The 22,929-nt window shown below is 40.4% G+C and carries 19 protein-coding genes and 2 tRNA genes; 19 read left to right on the top strand and 2 right to left on the bottom strand.

Annotated elements, in window-relative coordinates; genetic code table 11:
• The first annotated feature begins 1 nt into the window (after position 1).
• Positions 2 to 1,135, top strand: a complete 1,134-nt coding sequence (gene wecB / locus NH399_RS05850; RefSeq protein WP_253037765.1) for a non-hydrolyzing UDP-N-acetylglucosamine 2-epimerase — start codon at positions 2 to 4, stop codon at positions 1,133 to 1,135.
• Positions 1,125 to 2,366: a UDP-N-acetyl-D-mannosamine dehydrogenase gene (gene wecC / locus NH399_RS05845; protein ID WP_253037764.1), complete on the top strand. Its 1,242-nt coding sequence runs from the start codon at positions 1,125 to 1,127 to the stop codon at positions 2,364 to 2,366. Before wecB ends, wecC begins: the two co-directional genes overlap by 11 nt.
• Positions 2,367 to 2,389: 23 nt before the next feature.
• Here the strand turns inward: wecC and rrtA are convergent, their stop codons facing one another.
• A complete protein-coding gene (gene rrtA, locus NH399_RS05840; protein ID WP_253037763.1) occupies positions 2,390 to 3,007 on the bottom strand; it encodes a rhombosortase in 618 nt (205 codons plus the stop codon).
• A 238-nt stretch (positions 3,008 to 3,245) separates the two neighbouring features.
• Positions 3,246 to 3,322, bottom strand: a tRNA-Asn gene (locus NH399_RS05835).
• Positions 3,323 to 3,661: 339 nt separating this feature from the next.
• Between NH399_RS05835 and uvrB the strand changes: the two genes are divergently transcribed.
• The 17 genes from uvrB to NH399_RS05750 all read left to right on the top strand — a co-directional run bounded on the left by uvrB (position 3,662) and on the right by NH399_RS05750 (position 22,929).
• Positions 3,662 to 5,662 (top strand): excinuclease ABC subunit UvrB, encoded by a 2,001-nt coding sequence (gene uvrB / locus NH399_RS05830; RefSeq protein WP_253037762.1) that lies wholly within the window; start codon positions 3,662 to 3,664, stop codon positions 5,660 to 5,662.
• A gap of 36 nt (positions 5,663 to 5,698) precedes the next feature.
• The gene (gene galE, locus NH399_RS05825) at positions 5,699 to 6,715 is read left to right on the top strand and encodes a UDP-glucose 4-epimerase GalE (RefSeq protein ID WP_253037761.1); all 1,017 of its coding nucleotides are present in this window, start codon (positions 5,699 to 5,701) and stop codon (positions 6,713 to 6,715) included.
• 95 nt (positions 6,716 to 6,810) lie between these two features.
• Positions 6,811 to 6,887 (top strand) — tRNA-Val (locus NH399_RS05820).
• 118 nt (positions 6,888 to 7,005) lie between these two features.
• A complete protein-coding gene (locus tag NH399_RS05815) occupies positions 7,006 to 7,557 on the top strand; it encodes an ABC transporter substrate-binding protein (RefSeq protein ID WP_253037760.1) in 552 nt (183 codons plus the stop codon).
• Positions 7,550 to 8,077: a transcription/translation regulatory transformer protein RfaH gene (gene rfaH / locus NH399_RS05810; RefSeq protein ID WP_371876059.1), complete on the top strand. Its 528-nt coding sequence runs from the start codon at positions 7,550 to 7,552 to the stop codon at positions 8,075 to 8,077. Before NH399_RS05815 ends, rfaH begins: the two co-directional genes overlap by 8 nt.
• Positions 8,078 to 8,266: 189 nt before the next feature.
• Positions 8,267 to 10,765: an SLBB domain-containing protein gene (locus NH399_RS05805; protein WP_253037758.1), complete on the top strand. Its 2,499-nt coding sequence runs from the start codon at positions 8,267 to 8,269 to the stop codon at positions 10,763 to 10,765.
• A gap of 19 nt (positions 10,766 to 10,784) precedes the next feature.
• Entirely contained in the window at positions 10,785 to 12,284 is a 1,500-nt protein-coding gene (locus NH399_RS05800) for a capsule assembly Wzi family protein (protein ID WP_253037757.1), read from the top strand.
• A gap of 9 nt (positions 12,285 to 12,293) precedes the next feature.
• Positions 12,294 to 13,274: a Wzz/FepE/Etk N-terminal domain-containing protein gene (locus NH399_RS05795; RefSeq protein WP_253037756.1), complete on the top strand. Its 981-nt coding sequence runs from the start codon at positions 12,294 to 12,296 to the stop codon at positions 13,272 to 13,274.
• Positions 13,275 to 13,295: 21 nt separating this feature from the next.
• Entirely contained in the window at positions 13,296 to 14,249 is a 954-nt protein-coding gene (locus NH399_RS05790; RefSeq protein WP_253037755.1) for a Gfo/Idh/MocA family oxidoreductase, read from the top strand.
• 1 nt (position 14,250) lies between these two features.
• A complete protein-coding gene (locus NH399_RS05785; protein ID WP_253037754.1) occupies positions 14,251 to 14,835 on the top strand; it encodes an acyltransferase in 585 nt (194 codons plus the stop codon).
• Between the two features lie 2 nt (positions 14,836 to 14,837).
• Positions 14,838 to 15,944 carry an aminotransferase class I/II-fold pyridoxal phosphate-dependent enzyme gene (locus tag NH399_RS05780; RefSeq protein WP_253037753.1) on the top strand — a complete coding sequence of 369 codons (1,107 nt, stop codon included), beginning with the start codon at positions 14,838 to 14,840 and terminating at the stop codon, positions 15,942 to 15,944.
• A gap of 5 nt (positions 15,945 to 15,949) precedes the next feature.
• A complete protein-coding gene (gene lhgO, locus NH399_RS05775) occupies positions 15,950 to 17,146 on the top strand; it encodes an L-2-hydroxyglutarate oxidase (protein ID WP_253037752.1) in 1,197 nt (398 codons plus the stop codon).
• 17 nt (positions 17,147 to 17,163) lie between these two features.
• Positions 17,164 to 18,129 carry an NAD-dependent epimerase/dehydratase family protein gene (locus tag NH399_RS05770; protein ID WP_253037751.1) on the top strand — a complete coding sequence of 322 codons (966 nt, stop codon included), beginning with the start codon at positions 17,164 to 17,166 and terminating at the stop codon, positions 18,127 to 18,129.
• Positions 18,130 to 18,140: 11 nt separating this feature from the next.
• Positions 18,141 to 19,286 carry a DegT/DnrJ/EryC1/StrS aminotransferase family protein gene (locus NH399_RS05765; protein ID WP_253037750.1) on the top strand — a complete coding sequence of 382 codons (1,146 nt, stop codon included), beginning with the start codon at positions 18,141 to 18,143 and terminating at the stop codon, positions 19,284 to 19,286.
• A complete protein-coding gene (gene asnB, locus NH399_RS05760; protein ID WP_253037749.1) occupies positions 19,287 to 21,152 on the top strand; it encodes an asparagine synthase (glutamine-hydrolyzing) in 1,866 nt (621 codons plus the stop codon).
• Entirely contained in the window at positions 21,149 to 21,718 is a 570-nt protein-coding gene (locus NH399_RS25835) for an acyltransferase (RefSeq protein ID WP_253037748.1), read from the top strand. The genes asnB and NH399_RS25835 overlap by 4 nt, the downstream gene beginning before the upstream one ends.
• Positions 21,719 to 21,759: 41 nt before the next feature.
• Positions 21,760 to 22,929 (top strand): N-acetyl sugar amidotransferase, encoded by a 1,170-nt coding sequence (locus tag NH399_RS05750; protein WP_253037747.1) that lies wholly within the window; start codon positions 21,760 to 21,762, stop codon positions 22,927 to 22,929.

The raw sequence follows: 22,929 nt of genomic DNA, 5'->3' as shown, positions 1-22,929 counted from the left end.
TATGAGCTTACCTAAAAAGAAAGTATTGGTCGTTTTCGGAACACGACCAGAAGCTGTTAAAATGGCTCCTGTTGCCAACGCTTTGTTGAAAGATAGCCGTTTTGAAACCAAAGTTTGTGTGACGGCGCAACATCGTGAAATGTTGGATCAGGTGCTTGCGTTGTTTGAATTAACGCCTGACTATGATTTGAACTTGATGAAAGCGGGTCAGACACTTTATGACGTGACATCTCGCGTGTTACATGGTGTTGGTGAAGTGATTAGTGAATGGAAGCCTGATGTTGTCTTAGTTCATGGTGATACAACGACGACTTTTGCTGCGTCATTGGCTGCATTTTATCAACAGGTTGCTGTAGGCCATGTTGAAGCTGGATTGCGTACTGGAAATATATATTCCCCTTGGCCAGAAGAAGCTAATCGCAAGCTAACTGGTGCAATTACTCAGTTTCATTTTGCTCCGACAGAAACTGCAAAAGAAAATCTGTTAAAAGAAAATACTAATCCAGAGGCTATTTCGGTTACTGGCAATACCGTTATTGATGCGTTGTTGTGGGTAGTTAATAAAATTGAAGCTGACCAAGAGCTTTCGGCTAAGATGCAGCAGGCATTTCCATTCTTAGACAGCGATAAACGCATGGTTCTCGTTACTGGACATCGCCGCGAGAATTTTGGTGATGGCTTTTTAGAAATATGTGAAGGTCTTAAGAAGCTTGCACAAGAGGAAGACGTTCAAGTGGTTTATCCTGTGCACTTAAACCCTAATGTACAAAAGCCTGTGTATGATATTTTGGGAGATAGTCCTGATGTTCACCTCATTGCTCCACAAGACTATCTGCCTTTCGTTTACTTGATGATGAAAAGCCATTTTATCGTAACGGACAGTGGTGGGATTCAAGAAGAAGCCCCATCTTTAGGAAAGCCTGTTTTAGTTATGAGAGATACTACTGAACGTCCCGAAGCTGTTGAGGCGGGAACCGTTCACTTGGTTGGGGCCAATGCAGATAACATCTATCGAGAAGCTAAAGCCTTACTCAATGACAATGAGTTATTTAATAAGATGGCACAAGCCCATAACCCTTATGGTGATGGGAAAGCAGTAGAAAGAATTTTGGAGATTTTGAGCAATGCAAGATAAGACGATATCGGTAATCGGATTGGGCTACATCGGCCTTCCTACGGCGGCTGTGGTCGCAGGCCGAGGTTTTCAGGTCATTGGTGTTGATGTTAATCAGCATGCAGTAGATACTATCAATAAAGGTGATATTCATATTATTGAGCCCGACTTAGATGTTGTTGTCCGTTCTGTGGTAACAACTGGAAATCTGCGAGCAACTACAATACCTGAACCTGCTGATATCTTTCTCATCGCTGTACCGACACCTTTTAAAGAAAACAATGCGCCTGACCTGGCCTATGTAGAAAGCGCCACTAGAAACATTGCGTCGGTACTGAAAAAAGGAGACATGGTGATTCTGGAGTCTACCTCTCCTGTGGGCACTACTGAAAAAATTGCAGGATGGTTGGCTGAAGAGAGAAGTGATCTAAGATTCCCATCGGATAAGAACTCTACTGATATCGATGTGAACTTAGCTCACTGTCCAGAAAGGGTTTTGCCAGGGCATGTATTACGTGAGTTGATCGAAAATGATCGCGTGATTGGAGGTATTACCGAACAGTGTTCAGAAAGAGCAACTGCTTTTTATAAGTCCTTTGTTCAAGGTGACTGTATCAAGACCGATGCCAGAACCGCTGAGATGGCCAAGTTAACAGAGAATACCTTCCGTGATGTAAACATTGCGTTTGCTAATGAGTTGTCTCTGATATGTGACAAAATGAATATTGACGTTTGGGAGTTGATTGCATTGGCTAATCGCCACCCTCGCGTGAATATTCTTCAGCCTGGACCTGGCGTTGGCGGGCATTGTTTAGCCGTTGATCCCTGGTTTATCGTTGATAGTGCTCCAGAGCAAGCCAAGATGACTCGTCTTTCGCGAAATATCAATGATGGCAAGCCACACTTTGTTATTAACAAAGTGAAAGCTCTGGCTGAGCAAGTCTCTGAGCCTGTTGTTGCTTGTTTTGGTGCTGCATTTAAGCCTGATATTGACGATCTGCGTGAGAGTCCTGCGCTTTCTATCATTGAAACACTGGCGAAAGAATTAAACCATAAAGTACTGGTGGTAGAGCCGCATATCCAGGAATTGCCTAAGTCACTACAAGGGATGGACAATGTCCAGTTAGTCTCTTTGGAAGATGCGCTTAGCCTTGCTAACACGGGTGTGTTGTTGGTTGCCCACAAAGATTTTAAAGAGGCGGGTGCTGCTGCTTTTGAAAAGCTAAATATGATGTTTGCTGTTCAAATATAAGTGCTTGTTTGCCGCTTCATTCTCTAGTTGGATGAAGCGGTTTGTAGTTTTGGTATCAGAATTAAATAGCCGATTCCTGCAATGATACCCGATAACGCTCCTGCGACATGGGCTTCGACGACCACGCCATCACCAATAAAATTCTCAATCCACTCTGAACTGCCCATCATCACTTCATAGCTCAACTTTATTGTCACGCCTACCAATAAACCCAGAGATAAAAACTTACTGTTTCTAAAATCGGCGATGCCAAAGGCTACGATAGTTCCATGCAAAGCACCAGATAGTCCTACGTACCACTCGATATGAGGAACAAACAGGAATAAGGGCAGAGTATTAATAAGGACTGGGATAAGAATAAATGCCCATTGAGTCAAACGATTACCTATATCCCAGTAGATATACCAAATGATCCATAGCCCAGCGATATTCAAAAGCGCATGGTTCCAATTGGTATGGAGTAGATTTGCAGAAAAGAGACGCCACCACTCACCCTCGATAATTTTCGAGCGATTAAAGTTAAATTGATGAATGAGCTCTGAATGAAAGTAGGCTGTAAGAAAAATACAGAGGGTAAATAACAAGGGGATGTGATATCGCAATATTTGAGTATGGATGTTCAATGTGAAGTTACTACTCATGAAGCGGGTAATCTCTTTTTGTGGTTGTACTGCTTATCGCACATGCAGCAAGCTTAAATTATGAGCTTTTGAGGTCTCTACTCAAATAGCCTGAATAGCCATATTACTACATAAAACTTCTTTGCTGTAAGGATGTTGAACGATTAAGAAATGAGAGCTGATATCTGATTTTATAGCGATAGAAACAAAAAAGCCCCTTTGAAAGGGGCTTTAAGCGGTTGATTTTTCAACCTTAATTTGGCTCCCCCTCCCCGACTCGAACGGGGGACCTGCGGATTAACAGTCCGTCGCTCTAACCAACTGAGCTAAGGGGGAATTGCTTTGTTCCTTACCGGAACGGGGCGCAATATTATAGAAACCCTTCGACTCGGTCAACAGAAAATTTAAAAAAATTTAAATTAATTATCCTCTTGATGGATAAGTGTTCTGCTTTGGGCGTATTCTACTCAAGTTGGCCAAACATTGGACGTATTTGAGAGTTTGTTGCTATGCGAGGAGAAGAGATTGATTGGTGTTAGAATCTAACTTTTCTCTATTTTTAAAAGTATTTACGCAACAAATGCTTAGAACGGTTAAAAAGGAAGGTTTATTTCTTTAGAATGAGGGATATTGATTGGAGCATCCCTAAAAGCTTTTTCGAGTCAAAATAAACTTATGAGTAGTGAATTTAAACTTAATATGCCATTTCCTCCTGCTGGTGATCAGCCAAAAGCGATAAAAGAATTATTGAGCGGGCTTGAAGATGGTTTAGCACATCAGGTATTGCTAGGGGTCACTGGATCAGGAAAAACCTACACTATGGCCAATGTTATTGCCCAATCTGGCCGCCCAGCATTGATCATGGCACCGAATAAGACGTTGGCAGCTCAGCTTTATGGCGAGATGAAGGAGTTTTTTCCTGATAATGCTGTTGAGTACTTTGTCTCTTATTACGATTATTACCAGCCTGAAGCTTATGTGCCAACGACCGACACATTTATTGAGAAAGACGCGTCCATTAATGAGCATATTGAGCAGATGCGTTTGTCAGCGACGCGAGCGATATTAGAGCGCAAAGATGCCATCATTGTTGCCTCAGTTTCGGCCATTTATGGATTGGGTGATCCAGAGAAGTTTCACTCGATGGTTCTCCATATTAAAGAAGGGGATGAAATCGATCAGCGAGGGTTGCTGCGAAAACTAGCAGAACTGCAATACACCCGAAATGATACTGAGTTGCAACGGGCTACTTATCGAGTACGTGGCGATGTCATTGATATATATCCCGCAGAGTCTGAGAAAGAAGCGATTCGTGTCGAGCTATTTGATGAAGAAATTGAACAGATCAGCCAGTTCGACCCTTTAACGGGCGAGGTATATAAGAGATTAACTCGTTATACGGTGTATCCAAAAAGTCACTATGTTACCAGCCGTCAAACCGTATTAGATGCTATCGAAGACATTAAAGAAGAACTGGCACAGCGACTAACTTTCCTAGAAAAAGAAAATCGACTGGTCGAAGCTCAGCGGCTTGAGCAGCGCGTTAAGTTTGATGTTGAAATGATGGTAGAGCTTGGATATTGCTCTGGTATTGAAAACTATTCGCGCTATCTGTCTGGTCGTGCTCCTGGAGAGCCGCCGCCAACGTTAATTGATTATCTACCCCCTGATGCTTTGATGGTGATTGATGAATCCCATGTGACTGTGCCTCAGGTTGGTGGCATGTTTAAAGGGGATCGCGCTCGTAAAGAAAACCTGGTGGAATACGGTTTTCGATTACCCTCAGCTTTGGATAATCGTCCGCTCAAATTTGATGAGTTTGAGCGTTTGGTTCCCCAGTGTATTTATATTTCTGCGACGCCTGGCCCTTATGAGATGGAGCATACAGATCAAACCGTTGAACAGGTGGTTCGCCCCACTGGTTTGCTTGACCCTGAATTAGAAGTGCGGCCAGTACATACTCAGGTGGATGACCTATTATCCGAAATACGATTGCGCGTAGCGGAAGATGAAAGGGTGTTGGTAACGACGCTGACAAAGCGGATGTCAGAAGATTTGACCGACTATCTTGACGAGCATGGTGTGAGAGTCCGATATTTGCACTCAGATATTGATACGGTTGAGCGTATGGAAATTATTCGTGACTTACGACTCGGTGAGTTTGATGTGCTTGTTGGTATCAACCTACTACGAGAAGGGTTAGATATGCCAGAGGTTTCGTTGGTAGCGATACTCGATGCTGATAAAGAAGGTTTCTTGCGTTCAGAGCGATCACTGATCCAGACCATCGGGCGAGCGGCTCGTAATTTACAAGGGAAAGCCATTTTATACGCTGATAAGGTGACGCAGTCCATGCGCAAAGCGATGGACGAAACGAATCGCCGACGCAGTGTTCAAGCGGAGTTTAATAAAAAGCACGGCATTGAACCGCGTAGTGTAAGACGAAATATTTCTGATGTGATGGAAGTGGGAGGCGATAAGAAAGCCGCTTCTCGCAAGAAGAATAAGGTAGCAGAGCCAGCTGCAACCTATGCTGCTGATCCTGCAGCTATAGAGAAAGAAATCAAGCAGCTAGAAAAAGAAATGATAGAGTGCGCTAAGAATCTGAATTTTGAGGATGCAGCAAAAATTCGAGATCAAATTCAGAGAATGAGAGATAATGCTTATAAATCTTAGCGCTGCTAAAGCGACCATTAAACAGAGGATAGTCTTTTGGAAACGATATTAGTAACAGGTGGGACGGGTTATATTGGAAGCCACACAGTTGTTCAGTTACTAGAGTCAAATTACAACGTCGTTATTGTTGATAATTTGAGCAACTCAAGTAAAGCTGTACTGCAACGAGTTGAGCAAATTACAGGAAAGATGCCAACTTTCTACCAAGCTGATATTCGTGATGAACAAGCGTTAACTGATATTTTTAATAAACACAAAGTTTCTGCTGTCATTCATTTTGCTGGATTAAAGGCGGTGGGAGAGTCTTCACAGATACCGTTAGAGTACTACGAGCAGAATATTTATGGCACCTTAGTATTGTGTCAGGTAATGGCCAAGTCGGGTTGTAAGAGAATCGTGTTTAGTTCATCTGCCACCGTGTATGGCGACCCCGCCAGTGTACCTATTACTGAGCAATTTCCAACCAGTGCAACGAACCCTTATGGCCGTACCAAGTTATTTATCGAACACATGCTGTCAGATCTGCATCAGTCCGATCCTGAATGGCACATCGTTCTATTGCGCTACTTTAATCCCATCGGCGCCCATCCTTCTGGGTTGATTGGGGAAGATCCGAAAGGTATTCCTAATAACCTTCTGCCTTTTGTGACTCAAGTCGCAGTAGGAAAAAGAACCCACTTGAGTATCTTTGGTAATGACTACTCCACCAAGGACGGAACCGGGGTTCGCGATTATATTCATGTCGTGGATTTGGCGAATGCCCATCTCAAAGCAACAGAAAAGCTTGAGCGTTTGACGGGTCTACGCAAGTACAACCTTGGGACAGGGCAAGGCTACTCAGTATTAGAGATAGTAATGACCTTCGAGAGGGTAACTGATGAAAAAGTCCCTTATGAAGTTACAGAGCGGCGACCTGGAGACATTGCTGAGTGTTGGGCTGATGCGTCATTGGCTAAAGCGGAACTAAATTGGTCCGCACAACTCCAACTAGACGATATGTTAGTTGATGCCTGGCGTTGGCAGTCTGGCAATCCAGATGGATATGCGTCATAAGTCGAAGCGTTTTAATAATTAAATAAACTTTAATAGTTGCATTAATAAATTTTAGGGGGTAAGATACGCGCCACTTTTCGAGGTCATATCGAAGAAGGCGCGTAGCTCAGTTGGTTAGAGCACCACCTTGACATGGTGGGGGTCGTTGGTTCGAATCCAATCGCGCCTACCAAATAAACTATTTAGGTTTTTTAAACAGTGAAGTTTATTTGGTTCCTATGATATTACGAGTCTTTTTAGCCTTTTTTATTCTTATTTATTCCTGTTCCAGTGCTTCTCAAGAAGCGAGTGTGGAATCCTATTTCAGCAAAATGCTCTCTGGTTTGGAAAGCGAATTAGCTGCTTATATTAAGTTGCCTAAGCGCTCTCATTCTGTCGCTATCCCTATCGTTGAGAACAACATACTGAAACATTGGGATGTGGAAGGATCTCTGGTACTCTTGATTGGTCGCGCTAAATGGGATGATCTAGAGCCTGGCAATCAAAATAAGCTTAAAAAAGCCTTTGAGACCACACTCACTCGTTATTTTCTAGAAGCATTAGCTTACTACCAGGGTCAACCTATTCGGGTGAGTAGCGTTACCCTAAATGAAAAAAAGACACGAGGTTGGTTGCGGGTTCTCGTGGAGATTGATTATCTGCCTTCATTTCCTATTGATTTAAAAGTTGTTAATAAAGAACAAAAATGGCTGCTACAGGATATTAGAGTCCAAGGCATTCGTTATAGTAAAATGAAGCGAAATTGGTATTCTGAACAGTTAAAGGTGAGTATTAATCACTTGATAGCTGAGCTAGAAAACAAAAATAATAGCTTTTTTAAAACCACAAAAAAGGTTGATTGAAACTATTTTAGGGGATTTGTCTTTGAACCATTGGTACTTAGCCACCTGCAAGCCAAAGCAGGAATCTCGAGCATTGGAAAATTTGCTCAATCAGGAGATTGAAGCTTTTCTCCCTGAAGTGGAGGTAGAAAAGGTTGTTAAAGGCAAAATTCGAGTGGTCGTCGAACCGCTTTTTCCTGGCTATGTATTCATTCGGTTAGAAGAAGATAATCCATTATGGGGCAAAATTCGATCAACTCGAGGGTTGAAAGATTTTGTTCGCTTTGGTGGACAGCCAGCGAGTATCCCCGTCAAGGTCATCGAACAGCTCCGTCAAACGTCTACTTTATATAGTTCTCGTCAAAGAATTTCTCAAGTTCCTCAAAAGGGCCAAGCCGTTCTTTTGATTGGTGGAGCGTTTTCAGGACTTCAAGCAGCTTTTGAAATCTCGGATGGTGATTCTAGGGCTTATGTCCTGCTTGAGGTTTTGGGAAAAACCCAACGATTGCAGGTGGATATTCAAGACTTGGTGGTTAGTTAATCTGTAACAGGTTTGTGACAAAACTATTTAGTGCCCGGTGTTTCAATGTCTAGGTACATTCATTAGAATAGCGGCGTCGTTATTTAGTTAATCTTTAAATATTGTTTTTCTTGAGGCACGCTGGAAGCCTGAATTCAGGGGCGGTAGCGTGCAAAAAGTCAATAAAATAACTCAGGATTGTCTATTGATATGTTAGGGCGTTTATTTTTTCTTTTTTCCGTCATTTTCTCTTTTGCTGGCTTGGAAGCCGCAGAACTCGATATTAATAAGTTGAAGCAACAGTGTGCTAAGGCAACCGCACAACAAAAGCAGGCTGCTAAGGCTGTTGGCTACGACTTGGATGAATTGTGTTCGGGACTTGAATCTCTTACATCAAAAGATAAGGATAGTTTGAAGGAGCCAGAACTCATTAAACGGAGACCAGCTCGTTCTCGCAAGACAGATATTTTTGAGAATGACAAAGAGCCTTTGGATAAAAAGGAAATCAATTCCGATCCAAAGGAGGAGCTTGAGAAGACTAAAGAGAAGTACGTAGATAAACTAAAGCCCTTTGGGTATGAGTTATTCGAAGGAGTCCCTACAACATTTGCTCCTGTTACTAACATTCCTGTGCCAGCCAACTATGTCATTGGACCTGGAGATACTATTAATATTCAGCTATTTGGTAAAAGTAGTAGCTCTTATCAATTGTTAGTTGATCGAAGTGGCAATATTCAATTTCCGGAGCTTGGCCCAATTTCTGTTGCTGGTTTGGAGTATGAACAACTTAAGCAATTATTGTTAAAGCGAGTTCGAGAACAAATGATTGGTGTAAACGCTGATATTAATCTAGGGGAACTTCGCTCAATGCAAATTTTTGTACTGGGAGAGGCGTATCGTCCTGGAGCGTATACTGTTTCTTCATTGTCCACCATTACCAACGCACTATTTGTCAGTGGTGGTATTAAAGAAATCGGCTCGCTTAGAAATATTCACCTCAAACGACAAGGTCAAACTGTTGCTACGTTAGACCTTTATGACCTGTTGCTAAAAGGCGATACATCTGCAGATACTCGCTTGTTACCTGGAGATGTTATTTACATCGAACCTGTAGGTACAACCGTCTCGATTTCTGGAGCCATTAGAAGGCCCGCAATTTATGAACTTGCTGATGAAGATAGATTAGAAGATGTTATCGCTCTTGCTGGTGGTGCGAAGCCAGAAGCTTTCCTTCCTGAAACAAATATCACTCGAATCACAAAGAGTGGTTTTATAACTTCCTTGGTTGCAAACATGTCCATTGAAGAGGGGAAAAACTTCAAAGTTCGAGACGGGGATAAAATCACACTTGAAGAAACAATCGATGACTTAAAAAATGTAGTAACCCTTTCCGGCCATGTTCATAGGCCTAAATCAATTGCATGGAAAAAGGGCTTGCGTATAAGTAATTTAGTTCGTTCATTGCATGAGCTAAAGCCCTTTGCTCAACTTAATAGTGCGATACTAGTTCGACAAAGTTTCCCTTCTCAAGAATTGAGTATTGAGTTGGTTAATATAGAGAAAGCTCTCCAATTTCCACAAGATGAATATGACTTAGTGCTTGAAAATCAAGACAAGCTGCTTGTGCTAAGTTTTGACGAAGATGATAGAAACGAAAAATTAGAAAATTTAAAAGAACAACTAGAAAAACAAGCTAGTTTAGATTCTGTTTCGAAAGTAGTTTCCATCTCTGGGCAAGTTAAATTTCCTGGAGCATACCCGTTGGCAAACGATATGTCTCTAGAAGACCTTATTGAACTTTCTGGAGGTCTAACTGAATCTGCCTATACTCTGGGAGGCGAAATTACACGGCTGCAACAACATCCTTCGCAATCGGTATCTGTAGAGCACATTTCTCTGTCCTTTGATGGACAAAGAACATCCGATATTAGCTTGCAGTCTTGGGACTCCATAAACATTTGGCAAAAACCTGATTACAGGCAGTTTGCAACTGTAGAGGTGAAAGGAGAAGTTTTGTTTCCCGGTGAATACAGAATAAAAAGAGGTGAAACACTAAAACAGTTAATGAAAAGAGTTGGAGGATTTTCTGAGTATGCACATGTGGATGCTGTTGTTTTTACTAGAGAAGAGCTAAAAGAAAGAGAAGAAAAGCAACTACAGGATCTAAGAGCAAAATTGAAATCAGATATAGCTAATACACAGTTAGAGAAACAAAATATAGGCCAATCTGCGAATGTCGGTAGTTTAGAGAAGCTATTTGAGTCTCTAGAGAATACTGAGGCTCTTGGACGACTTGTTATTGACATGAAAGCAATTCTTTCTAGTAAATCTCAAGATGTTACTTTAAAGGATGGAGATAAGATAGTAATACCAGCCTTCAGACAAGAAGTGAGTGTAGTTGGAGAAGTTCAACATCCTGCATCACATTTGTTTGATCCGTATTTAAGCTTTGAAGACTACATAGAAAGAAGTGGTGGTGAAACAGAAAAGGCTGATGACTCAAGAATCTATATAGTAAAAGCTGATGGCTCTGTTGTGTTACCAAACAAATCCGGGTGGATTTCTGCGCAGGGAGTTTCTATTGAACCAGGGGATACTATCGTAGTACCGCTAGATGTTGATAGTGTTGACAGCTTGAGCTTATGGACTCAGGTTAGTCAGGTTATATATCAGTTGGCCCTGGGGGCTGCAGCAGTTAAATCTCTATAGAAAAGGGGGAGTGGTGACTGTGAGGCAAGTTTATTTTGCTGTCATTTTTTTAATGAGTTCAGCCGTAAGTGCTGAACCATGGATTAAAACAGATGAGTTTTGGCTGCGTGCTGATATAGAGCAGTTAGCTAGTATTGGAATTATTAAAAGTCCGATTACAACGTGGCCTCTTATGTGGGCTCCTATTATTAAAGATTTGAGTTCAACGAAACTGGCTGAGGTGCCAAATGCCTATAAATCTGCTTACTTAAGAGTACTAAAGAGAGGGCGTCACGAAACAAGACTTGGAAAAGTCAATAAAAGTATTCGAGCGTCATTAATGTCGGATGAAACTCAACTTTTTCGAAGTTTTGGTGATAAATCAAGAAATAAATCTGAACTTTCCACTCAATCAGATGGTATGGGACAGCACTATGCGTGGAATGTTGAAGTAACTTTCGCTCCTAATTCCATAGACGATGATGACAAGCATTTTGATGGTTCGTATTTAGCTGGAGTCATCGGAAACTGGGTAATAGCTGGAGGTTATATTGAGAAATGGTGGGGGCCAAGTTGGAATTCGTCGCTTATATTATCGAATAATGCTAGACCAGTACCTGGCATCCTTTTACAGCGTAATTATAGTGATCCTTTTGAAACTCCTATTCTGAGCTGGGTTGGACCTTGGACCATGAACGCTTTTGTTGGCCAACTTAATGACAGTAGAACAATTAGTGATGCAAAGTTATTAGGAATGTCTCTGACATTTAAACCTCTCGAATCGATCGAAGTTGGCTTCAGAAGAACTGCTCAGTGGGGGGGAGATGGTAGACCTGAAGATTTTAATTCTCTGATAGATATGCTTATTGGTTTAGATAACTGTGATGAAGGTGATCTTAGTTGTAGTGACAATAGTAGAGAACCTGGGAATCAATTGGCTGGGATAGATCTATTGTGGCAAGCTCATTTAGGGCCTTTGTCAAACATTTATATGCAAATGATTGGAGAAGATGAAGCCGGTTATTTTCCTACTAAAAAATCATTTATTTATGGATTGTCTTTAAGAACATTCATTGACGAGTTGCCTCTGACTATTAATATTGAAGCAAGCGATACAAAAGTTGATGGCGATGGGAATATTGAGGGGCAGCCTTTTACTGGTTATAACGTTCTTTATGAACACTCTATTTATAATCATGGATATCGATTTAATCGACGTTCTATCGGTAGTAGTTTTGATAATGACTCTACCAATGTTAGTGTTACTGGAATATATCAAACGGATAAGTATGGCAAGTTTAAGCTAGCAATTTCAAACTCAAAATTAAATCGAGATGCTAACAATTTATCTGAGCCAGGTGGGCATTCATTGGTTGCTGATAAGATAGATTTCAATAGTTTGAAATTGTTATGGGTGTTAGATAATTCTGATTATGGCCAAGTTGAACTAGGCTTTGCCTATCGAGATAAAGATATTAAATCTAAGTTAGGTTCTTTTGATAGTGTTTCTTATGGTTTGAACTGGGTCTATTCATTTTAAGAGAAATCTATGAGCTATATTTCTACAGATAAAACTGAAGAGAAAATCAAGGCACTTGGTGCTAAAAAAGTCGAGCCTGAAGGATTGTCTCTAAGAGAAAGAGACGACATTAATATTTGGGAGCTGCTTTCTTATATTAGAAAAAAATCTTGGATCATTTTGGTCGTAACTTTAGTTTCTGCGGGGCTTTCAGTTTTTTACGCATTGTCGTTACCTAACATATACAAATCAACTGCAATTTTGGCACCGTCTTCTAATTCAGCTTCATTGTCTAAACTATCCGGTCAGTTTGGTGGACTTGCATCGATTGCTGGTATTAATCTTGGTGGAAACTCCGAGAATAAAGCCATATTTGCTATGCAAATAATTAAGACATGGCCTTTTCTTGAAAAGTTTATTACTGAGAATAATATTCAATTAGAACTATATGGAGTAAAGGGCTGGGATAAAAAGACTAATAAACTGATAATTAATGATGAGTTATATGACATAGGCTCTAGTCGTTGGAAGGAGAATGTCGAAGAGCCTAGCAGTTGGAAGTTATACAAGAACTTAAATCAGCTAATTGAAATATCACAAGACGAAAAAACTGGGCTAATATATTTATCTGTTGAGTATTTTTCTCCTAAAGTCGCTAAAGAGTGGACAAGTCTACTTATTAAATCAATTAATGAGTTCATGAGAGAAAGGGATAAACATGATGCAACTAAAAAAATTAAATATTTAGAAGAGCAGATACCGAAAACAAGTGTTCGGGAAATGCAAACGGTATTCTTTCAATTAATTGAAGAACAGACCAAAACGCTCATGCTAGCTGAAGTAAGTGAAGAATATGTTTTCAAAATATTAAGCGAAGCAAAAGAAGCAGAACAAAAATCAAAACCCAAAAGAGCCTTACTCTGCGTATCAATAACTATTCTAGGGGCTACGCTGGGAATTTTCGTATTAGTTATCAGGTTTTTGTTTAAAAAAAATAACCTTAATACTTAATAAAAATCATATCGAGGAATTATGTCTAACTTTGTAATGATCGGGGCCGCTGGTTATATAGCTCCGAGACACATGAAGGCAATAAAGGAAACGGGAAACAACCTCGTTGCTGCCTTGGATAAAAATGACTCCGTTGGTGTTATTGATAGTTACTTCCCTAATGCAGACTTTTTTGTTGAATATGAAAGATTCGATAGGCATGTAGACCTGTTAAAACGCAGTGGAGTCAGTATTGATTATGCTAGTATTGCTTCTCCAAATTATTTACATGACTCTCATATAAGATTCGCTTTGCGGCACGGTGCTAATGCTATTTGTGAAAAGCCTCTTGTTTTAAATCCTCACAATATTGATGCATTGAAAGTAGTTCAAGAAGAAACCGGAAGGCAAGTCTATAATATTTTGCAGCTTCGCTTACACCCAAGTATTGTTAAGTTAAAAGAAGATGTGGAAAGAGAGCTAAAGCAAAACCCAACTAAAGTGTATGACATTGATTTAACCTATTTAACCAGCAGAGGACACTGGTACTTCACTTCTTGGAAGGGAGAAGAGCAGAAATCTGGGGGAATAGCGACAAATATAGGTGTTCACTTTTTTGATATGCTAGCGTGGATATTTGGCGATGTGAATCAGAGTTCTTCACATATCAAGAAGCAGGATGTAAATGCCGGATATTTGGAGCTAAAACATGCTCGTGTACGATGGTTCTTATCTGTGAATTATGACTACATTCCTGAGCAAGTGAAGTCCCAAGGACAAAGAACATATCGTTCCATTACTATTGATGGCGAAGAAATCGAGTTTTCGGGTGGATTTACAGATCTGCATACTGCTAGTTATGAAAAAATCTTGTCTGGTGAAGGCTTTGGATTAGAAGAAGCAAGAAGAAGTATTGAGATTGTTAGCCAAATTCGTAACCATTCTGTTGATACCTCTATAACTGATGCCCATCCATTTGTTGCAAAGGTGATTTAACATGCAAGAATATTTTAAGCATGAAAGTGCAATCGTTGATGAAGGGGCTGTGATAGGAGCTCGCTCAAGAGTTTGGCATTTTGTTCATGTTTGCGGTGGCGCAAAAATTGGAGAAGAAGTATCTCTTGGACAAAATGTTTTTGTAGGTAATAAAGTTACGATAGGAAATAAGTGCAAGATTCAAAATAACGTTTCTGTTTATGATAATGTGCACTTAGAAGAAGAAGTTTTCTGCGGCCCTAGTATGGTCTTTACTAATGTCTATAACCCTCGCTCAGGAATTGAGAGAAAAGATGAATACTTAGATACACTTGTTAAGAAAGGAGCTACATTAGGGGCTAATTGCACTATTGTTTGTGGGACGACAATAGGTGAGTATGCTTTTGTAGGGGCTGGGGCTGTTGTTAACAAAGATGTTAAGCCTTACGCGTTAGTGGTTGGCGTCCCTGCAAAACAAATTGGTTGGATGAGTGAGTATGGACAACAACTAGACTTGCCCCTCAGCGGTAATGCAAAGGTTGTTTGCGAAAATACCAACTCTGTTTATGAGCTTAAGGATGGCAACTTATTTAAGACTGGAGAGTAACAGTGCAGTTTATCGATTTGAAAGCTCAGTACCGAACCCTGCAAGAAAAAATTGACAATAGAATTAAGACTGTACTCAGTCACGGCGGCTTCATAATGGGGCCTGAAGTCTATGAGTTAGAAGAGAGATTAGCGGAATTTGCTGGAACTAAATACGCAATAGGTTGTGCAAATGGTACTGATGCATTGCAATTAAGTTTGATGGCCCTTGGCGTTAAGCCTGGAGATGCTGTTTTTTGTCCAACTTTTACTTTTTTTGCTACTGCTGAAGTCATTGCTCTGTGCGGTGCAACCCCTGTTTTTGTTGACTCAGAACTGTCTACATTTAATATGTGCCCCCAAGATTTGGATAAAAAAATAAAGACCATCCTTGAGCAAGAGGAGTTAACTCCCAAAGCGGTCATTGCGGTGGATCTTTTTGGTTTACCTGCTAATTATCCCGAGCTTCAGAAAATTATCGAAAAATATGACCTGCTATTAATTGAGGATGCAGCTCAGGGGTTCGGTGGAGAGATTAACGGCAAAAGAGCCGGAAGTTTCGGAGATATTGCAACAACAAGCTTTTTCCCTGCGAAGCCTTTAGGTTGCTATGGAGATGGTGGTGCAATATTTACCAGTAATGATGAGCTAGCCTCAATCGTAAAATCATTGCGAGTCCATGGAAAAGGAAGTGACAAGTATGATAATGTCCGAGTTGGCGTTAATAGTCGCCTAGATACTATCCAGGCAGCAATACTATTGGAAAAGTTGCAAGTATTTCCTGAAGAAATAAAATTACGCAACAAAGTGGCCGATAAATACACCTTAGCTTTAAGTTCTTTATATTCTACGCCTCAAGTGCCTGATGAAATGGTTAGCTCATGGGCTCAATATACGTTGACCGTTAGCAGCAGAGACGCAATGATTGATAAGTTATCTGTGGCCAATATTCCGAGCATGGTTTATTACCGTACATGTATGCATGAGCAAACAGCTTTTAAACATTTGGGCAAGGAAAATGCTGAATGCCCTCAAGCGGAAGCTCTTGCAAAACAGGTAGTCAGTCTACCCATGCATCCTTATTTGAGTGATGAAGAAATTGATAAAGTGACCAGTGTGCTAGCGGAGTAGATAGTTTGAAGTTCGATTTTGTTATTGTTGGTGCAGGTATTGTTGGGCTAACTATTGCTAGACGAATTCTAATGCTCTGGCCTAAAGTAAAAGTTCTTATTCTAGAAAAGGAAAGCTCACTAGGCGTTCATGCAAGTGGAAGAAACAGTGGAGTTCTGCATACAGGAATTTATTATCCTGCTGAAACTCTTAAAGCAAAGTTCTGCCGGAGAGGGGCTAATGCTCTATTCAATTATGCGCAGGAAAATAATATTGATGTTAGAAAAGATGGCAAAGTAATTGTTGCTAGGTCGGAGGATAATGCTCGCGGTTTATCAAAATTAATGGATAACGCGAAAGCTAATGGCATCTCTGCGGAATTACTCGATGAAAAGTGTATTCGTAAAATTGAACCTCACGCGAAATCGCAATGGGGAGGGATATACTGCAAAGATACAGCGGTGATCGACAGCGTATCCGTTCTTCACTCTTTAAAAAAAGAACTAAGTGACCGAGGTGTTTCGATAGTTCTTGGAGAAGAAGTGATATCTATTGATGATGCAGTAGGCAAGCTTACAACGAATAATCATACATATCACTACGATCAGCTTATCAATGCATCAGGAGCATTTGCTGACAAAGTTGCTAAGATGGTTGGTGTTGGAGATGAATATAAGTTAGTACCCTTTAAGGGGCTGTACTATAAATTGTCAAGTGAGCATGCTTTTCGAGTGAAAGGTAGTATATATCCTGTTCCTGATCCCGAGCTTCCATTTTTAGGCATTCATTTCACTCGAGTTATTACTGGAGATGTATACATTGGCCCAACCGCAATACCCGCTTTAGGCCGAGAGAACTATTCTCTCCTAGGAGGAGTTTCGTTAGGAGAGTCTGCTTCTGTTTTATGGCACTTATCCATGTTGTATATGAAGAACGTACAAAATTTTAGGCGATTGGTTCACAAAGAACTACCTCATTTATCGAAAAGCGGGTTTCTTGATTCTGCTGCTTTACTTATCGACGAACTAAAGCCTGACTGGATTGAGAAAACGCCTAAGGTTGGTATTCGTCCCCAATTAATTAATACGAAGAAAAACAAACTTGAAATGGATTTTTTACTTGAAAGAGGTAAAAAGTCCTTACATGTATTAAATTCAATCTCGCCAGCCTTTACTAGCTCTTTTGCCGTGGCAGATTATATTGTTAATGAATTAGATAGTTAGAATTTGGAGCATTTAATATGAACTTATCTGGAAAGAAAATGCTGGTGATCGGCGGCGCTGGTTTTATTGGCAGCCATGTTGTTGCTGAATTACTTAAGACTGATGTCGCCGAAGTTGTTATCTATGATAACTTTGCTCGAGGTAAACGAGAATATATTGAGGAATACTTAAAAGATAGCCGTTGCTCACTGTATCCCCATGGTGGTGATGTACGAGAAATAGATATTCTTAATGATGCCATGAATGGTATGGATGGTGTTTTTCATTTAGCTGCTATGTGGTTGCTGCATTGTAAGGATTATCCGAGAACTGCCTTTGATGTAAATATTCAGGGTACGTACAATGTGTTAGAGGCTTGTGTTAAAAATAATATTGAGAGACTTGTTTATTCATCTTCAGCATCTGTTTATGGTGATGCAGTTAATGTTCCTATGACAGAAGAGCATCCTTTTAATAACAAAAACTTTTATGGCGCAACGAAAATTGCAGGCGAAGCAATGTGTCGTGCAACTCATGATCGATTTGGTTTAGATTATGTAGGGCTGCGTTACATGAATGTATACGGTCCGCATCAAGATCAAACCGCAGCTTATACTGGTGTTGTACCTATTATGTTGAACAAAATTGACGCTAATGAATCTCCCACGATTAATGGAGACGGTTCTCAGGCATATGATTTTGTTTCTGTTCAGGATGTTGCTAGAAGCAATGTTCTCGCGATGCAAGCAACCGTAACCGATGAGTTTTATAATGTCGGCACTGGCGTTCAAACAAGCATTAGAGAATTATGTGATTTGATTTTGGATCTTAAACAATCAGATCTAGAGGTAACTTATAAACCTTATGCTCCAGAAGATGCTCGTCGTTTAGTTCAAAATCGTATTGGATGCCCAGAAAAAGCCAAAAGGGATCTTGCTTTTGAATATAAAGATTCTTTAAGAGAAGGGTTGCTTAATTTGATTGCGTGGCGAGAGAAAGATTAAGGGGCACTATTATGGAAAAGAGAAATATTGCCATAGCTTTGCCTGTAACGGGAGAAGAGGAATGGCTCGCCATCAAAGAATCTATTATGAGTGGATGGTTAACTCAAGGGCCGAAGGTCAGTGAGTTTGAGAAGCTATTTGCCGAGATGCATCAGGTCGAACATGCCTTGGCAGTTACGTCATGTACTACTGGACTCCATTTGGCGTTAGCCGCAATGGGTATCGGCCCTGGAGATGAGGTATTAGTTCCTGCTTTCACTTGGGTGGCGACGGCCAATGTTGTAGCACACCTTGGAGCAAAACCAGTTTTTGTTGATGTATGTCGTGACACATTTAACATTGATCCAACAAAGATAGCAGATAAGATTACGGATAAAACGAAAGCTATTATACCTGTACATCTTTTTGGCTTATGCGCAGATATGGACGAGATCAAGAAGGTCTTGCCCAAAGGCATTATGATTCTAGAAGATGCTGCTTGTGCTGCCGGAGCCATTTATAAAGGAACATATGCAGGTGGGCTTGGTGATGCGGCTTCTTTCTCTTTCCATCCGAGAAAGTCTGTTACAACGGGCGAAGGAGGAATGGTTACTAGTAACAACACCGAGTTGAATACTGTGATGGACCAGTTGCGAAATCACGGAGCCACCATGTCGGAAGAGCAGCGTCATAAAGGTCCTAAGCCTTATATTTTGCCTGATTTCAATATGGTTGGTTTTAATTATCGAATGACTGATCTACAAGGCTCTGTTGGGTTGATCCAGCTACCAAAGCTTGAGTCATTTATCGAAGAGCGCGCGAAGTGGGCTGAGTTTTACAGGAACGAGCTCGCTAATATTTCTTGGTTAAAGTTACCGAGAGAACCAAGTAATGGTCGACATGGATGGCAGTCATTTGTGACCTATGTTGATCCTGAGCTAGCCCCTATGAGCCGAAATGAGATTATGGAGATTTTGCAAGAGCGAGGTGTTTCAACTCGACCTGGAACTCATGCAGTGCATATGCTGAATGTCTATAAAGAGATGTTTGATATTCACGAAGACGACTATCCTGGAGCTCGTGATTGCAATAACAACACAATGGCAATTCCTTTGCACAATAGAATGAGTGAAGAAGACTATCGATATGTTGTTCGTGTTTTGAGAGAGCTTGCATAAATGTGTGGTATTGCGGGAGTCATTCATCTTGATAATAAGCCATCATCGGCTATTGCATTAAAAAGGATGACTGATGCTATCAGGCATAGAGGGCCTGATGGAGAAGGTGAGTGGATAGAAAATAATGTCGGTATTGGCCATCGTCGGCTGGCAATCATTGATTTGTCTCCCGCAGGCCATCAACCGATGATGTCGGAAGATAATCGATACATATTATCTTATAATGGTGAAATTTATAACTTTAAAGAGTTGCGCGTTGAGTTAGAGGCAAAAGGATATCGTTTTAAATCAAAAACTGATACTGAGGTTGTGCTCAATGCGTTTCGAGAATGGCGGGAAAACGCTTTTCTCAAATTTAATGGAATGTTTGCACTGGCTATATGGGACAGAGCTGAGCAAGAGCTCTTTATCGCCAGAGATAGATATGGTGTTAAGCCTGTTTACTATAGTACCCAGGGAAACACATTCCTATTCGGTTCTGAAATAAAAGCTATCATGGCACATCCCGATGCTAACGCGGAATTGAACAAGCCTGCTCTTATTGAGTACTTCACATTTCAAAATTTCTTGACTGAACAAACTTTACATAAAGATGTTAGTATTTTACCTGCTGGCTCATTTCTTCGTTTAAGTCCGAATAGACATAAAGCTCCTCGTATCGAAATATACTGGGATTACAATTTCTCTGAGCCAGAAACACCCTTGACTGAAGAAGAATACATTGAAGAGCTTGATCGACTAATGGTTCAAGCTGTTAGCCGCCAACTTGTAAGTGATGTGGAAGTTTCTTCTTATTTAAGTGGTGGAATGGACTCTGGTACTCTTACTGCACTTGCCGCTCAACAACTACCCTATATCAAAACGTTTACTGTTGGTTTTGATATGAGTTCTGCATCTGGAATGGAGCTCTCATTCGATGAGCGTGCTAAAGCAGAACATATGTCTTATGTGTTTAGAACTGAACACTATGAAATGGTGCTTAAAGCTGGAGATATGGAAAGATGTATGTCCGACTTGGTATGGCACCTAGAAGAGCCTCGTGTTGGCCAAAGTTACCCTAATTTTTACGCAGCAAAATTAGCTTCCAAATTTGGTAAAGTTGTTCTTTCTGGTGCGGGTGGTGATGAGCTTTTCGCAGGTTATCCTTGGAGATATTATCGAGCTGTAGTTAACGATGATTTTGAGCATTATATCGACAAGTATTATCTTTTCTGGCAACGACTAATTGATAACAAGGACATTCACAAAGTATTTTCTCCTATTAAAGGAGATGTTGAAGGTGTTTGGACAAGAGATATTATGCGGGATACCTTTCATCATCATGCGCATAATCTTACCAAACCGGAAGACTATATTAATCATTCTCTATATTTTGAGGCTAAAACTTTCCTTCATGGATTGTTTGTTGTTGAAGACAAATTAAGTATGGCTCATAGCTTAGAGTCACGAGTACCTTTCATGGATAATGATCTTGTCGATTTTGCCATGAGCGTACCCGTAAAGCATAAGCTAGGTAATTTAGACAAAGTTATTAGCGTCGATGAGAACGAAGTTCAAAAGTTCTTCCAAAGAACAAAAGATGGCAAACTGCTTTTAAGAAAGGCAATGCAGAAATATATTCCCGAAGTGGTGACAAATAGAGAAAAGCAGGGATTTTCTTCTCCTGATGCATCTTGGTTTAAAGGTGAAAGCATCGATTATGTTCGAGCTAAATTGCTAGATAGTAATGCAATGATTTATGACTTCATGGATAGAAAAGAAGTTGAAAGGTTGGTCAATCAACATTTGTCCGGTGAGTTAAATAGGCGGTTGCTGATCTGGTCGCTCCTTAATGTTGAGGAATGGTGTAGGAAATTTTTGAAGTGAGTGATGATAACCGGATTGTATCGGAACTATTGGAAACCTGTTCAAGTCCTGAGCAGGTCGAGTTGTTGAAGCGCTTTTTAAGAATTATTGAAGAGTTACACGACAATAAACTGCGTAAATACAATCGTTCTCTTCCGATGTCTGAATATTTTGTTGATAGATGGCAAAGAGCAGCAGCCCTTGGTTTTGGGGATAAATCTAGTATTTATGATAGTGCTACTGTATTAGGAGATGTGTCAGTTGGAAATTCAACATGGATAGGTCCTAACGTCATGCTTGATGGTAGTGGTGGACTTGAAATTGGTTCTAATTGCTCTATCTCTGCTAATGTCCAAATTTATACTCATGATAGTGTTAATTGGGCAACTTCTGGTGGTACTGAGAAGTATGAATACGCGAAAACCAGAATTGGTAATAACTGTTATATCGGCCCTAATGTAGTTATATCTAAGGGTATTACCGTAGGGGATGGTTGTGTCGTTGGTGCTAACAGCTTTGTCAATCAAAGCATTGAGGCTGGGGTAAAAGCCGCAGGTAATCCAGCTAAAATTATCGGTCGAGTTTAACTCAGTTTGGTTCATTTAACTTAATATTATGGTCAAATTTGATGATATTAAATCAAGATATTACTAGTGCGGGTGTGAAGGTGTGCAGCCGTTGCATCTATGATGAAAGAGTCAATGGCATATCATTTGATGCGAATGGTGTATGCAATTATTGCCACCAAGTCGATGAATTAAAAGATGAGTATGGCACAGGCTTAGATAAAGGTAATAAAGAGATTCAGTCAATTGTCAGGGAAATCAAGGCAGCAGGAAAAGGAAAGAAATATGATTGCATTATTGGAGTTAGTGGAGGTACTGACTCTTCCTATATGGTTTATCTTGCGAAAGAATGGGGGTTACGCCCACTAGCCGTACATTATGATAATACATGGAACTCCGCTATCGCTACTCAAAATATTCGAAAAGTACTTAGCGCTCTAGATGTCGACCTGTATACACATGTTGTTGATAATAAGGAGGTTGATGATATATTCCGCTCATTTTTCTTAGCTGGTGTAGCTGAAATTGAAGCCTCTACTGATCTGGCGTTAGCTGAAACCATGTATCGAGCAGCCTCTAAATATGGCGTTAAGTATGTATTGGAAGGGCATTCCTTTATTACAGAAGGAATAACTCCTGTTGGTCGAAATTACTTCGACGGTAAATATATCAAGGAGATCCATAAACGATTTGGCAAAAGAAAAATGATTACTTATCCACTGATGACTTTCTCCCGATTTATATGGTGGTCAACAGTCGCAAGGATAAGGAAAATTAGGCCTTTTTGGTATATTAATTACAATAAAGAGGATGCCAGAAGTTTCTTAGAACAACAATTTGGTTGGCAATATTATGGTGGACATCATTTAGAAAACCGAATGACAGCTTATTATCATAGTGTATATATGCCGCAAAAATTTGGTGCAGATCTTAGAAATAATACTCTTTCTGCGCTAGCTAGAAATGGGAGGTTATCTAGAGAAGATGCATGGAAAACCTATAATACTGAACCTTTGATTGAAGAAGAGCTCGTTAGTTATTTTCAGAAGAGACTTGGGTTGAACGATGAGTTGTATGAGCAAATGATGAAGGCTCCTCCTAAATCTTGGTATGAGTTTCCTACTTACAAAAAAAGGTTTGAGCGACTAAGGCCTCTATTTGCAGTTTTAGCAAAGGCAAATTTAGTCCCAATGAGCTTCTATTTAAAATATTGTTTTCCAAGCAAGGTCTAG

Source organism: Pleionea sp. CnH1-48 (genome assembly GCF_024124665.1).
Lineage (GTDB): Bacteria > Pseudomonadota > Gammaproteobacteria > Enterobacterales > Kangiellaceae > JAMXSB01.
This window is presented reverse-complemented; position numbering and strand designations above follow the sequence as displayed.

Excerpts from the sequence above, each read along its gene's own strand:
- wecB (WP_253037765.1), top strand. The coding sequence starts at position 2 with ATGAGCTTACCTAAAAAGAAAGTATTGGTCGTTTTCGGAACACGACCA.
- wecC (WP_253037764.1), top strand. The coding sequence starts at position 1,125 with ATGCAAGATAAGACGATATCGGTAATCGGATTGGGCTACATCGGCCTT.
- rrtA (WP_253037763.1), bottom strand. The coding sequence starts at position 3,007 with ATGAGTAGTAACTTCACATTGAACATCCATACTCAAATATTGCGATAT.
- uvrB (WP_253037762.1), top strand. The coding sequence starts at position 3,662 with ATGAGTAGTGAATTTAAACTTAATATGCCATTTCCTCCTGCTGGTGAT.
- NH399_RS05805 (WP_253037758.1), top strand. The coding sequence starts at position 8,267 with ATGTTAGGGCGTTTATTTTTTCTTTTTTCCGTCATTTTCTCTTTTGCT.
- NH399_RS05795 (WP_253037756.1), top strand. The coding sequence starts at position 12,294 with ATGAGCTATATTTCTACAGATAAAACTGAAGAGAAAATCAAGGCACTT.
- NH399_RS05790 (WP_253037755.1), top strand. The coding sequence starts at position 13,296 with ATGTCTAACTTTGTAATGATCGGGGCCGCTGGTTATATAGCTCCGAGA.
- NH399_RS05785 (WP_253037754.1), top strand. The coding sequence starts at position 14,251 with ATGCAAGAATATTTTAAGCATGAAAGTGCAATCGTTGATGAAGGGGCT.
- NH399_RS05770 (WP_253037751.1), top strand. The coding sequence starts at position 17,164 with ATGAACTTATCTGGAAAGAAAATGCTGGTGATCGGCGGCGCTGGTTTT.
- NH399_RS05765 (WP_253037750.1), top strand. The coding sequence starts at position 18,141 with ATGGAAAAGAGAAATATTGCCATAGCTTTGCCTGTAACGGGAGAAGAG.
- asnB (WP_253037749.1), top strand. The coding sequence starts at position 19,287 with ATGTGTGGTATTGCGGGAGTCATTCATCTTGATAATAAGCCATCATCG.
- NH399_RS05750 (WP_253037747.1), top strand. The coding sequence starts at position 21,760 with ATGATATTAAATCAAGATATTACTAGTGCGGGTGTGAAGGTGTGCAGC.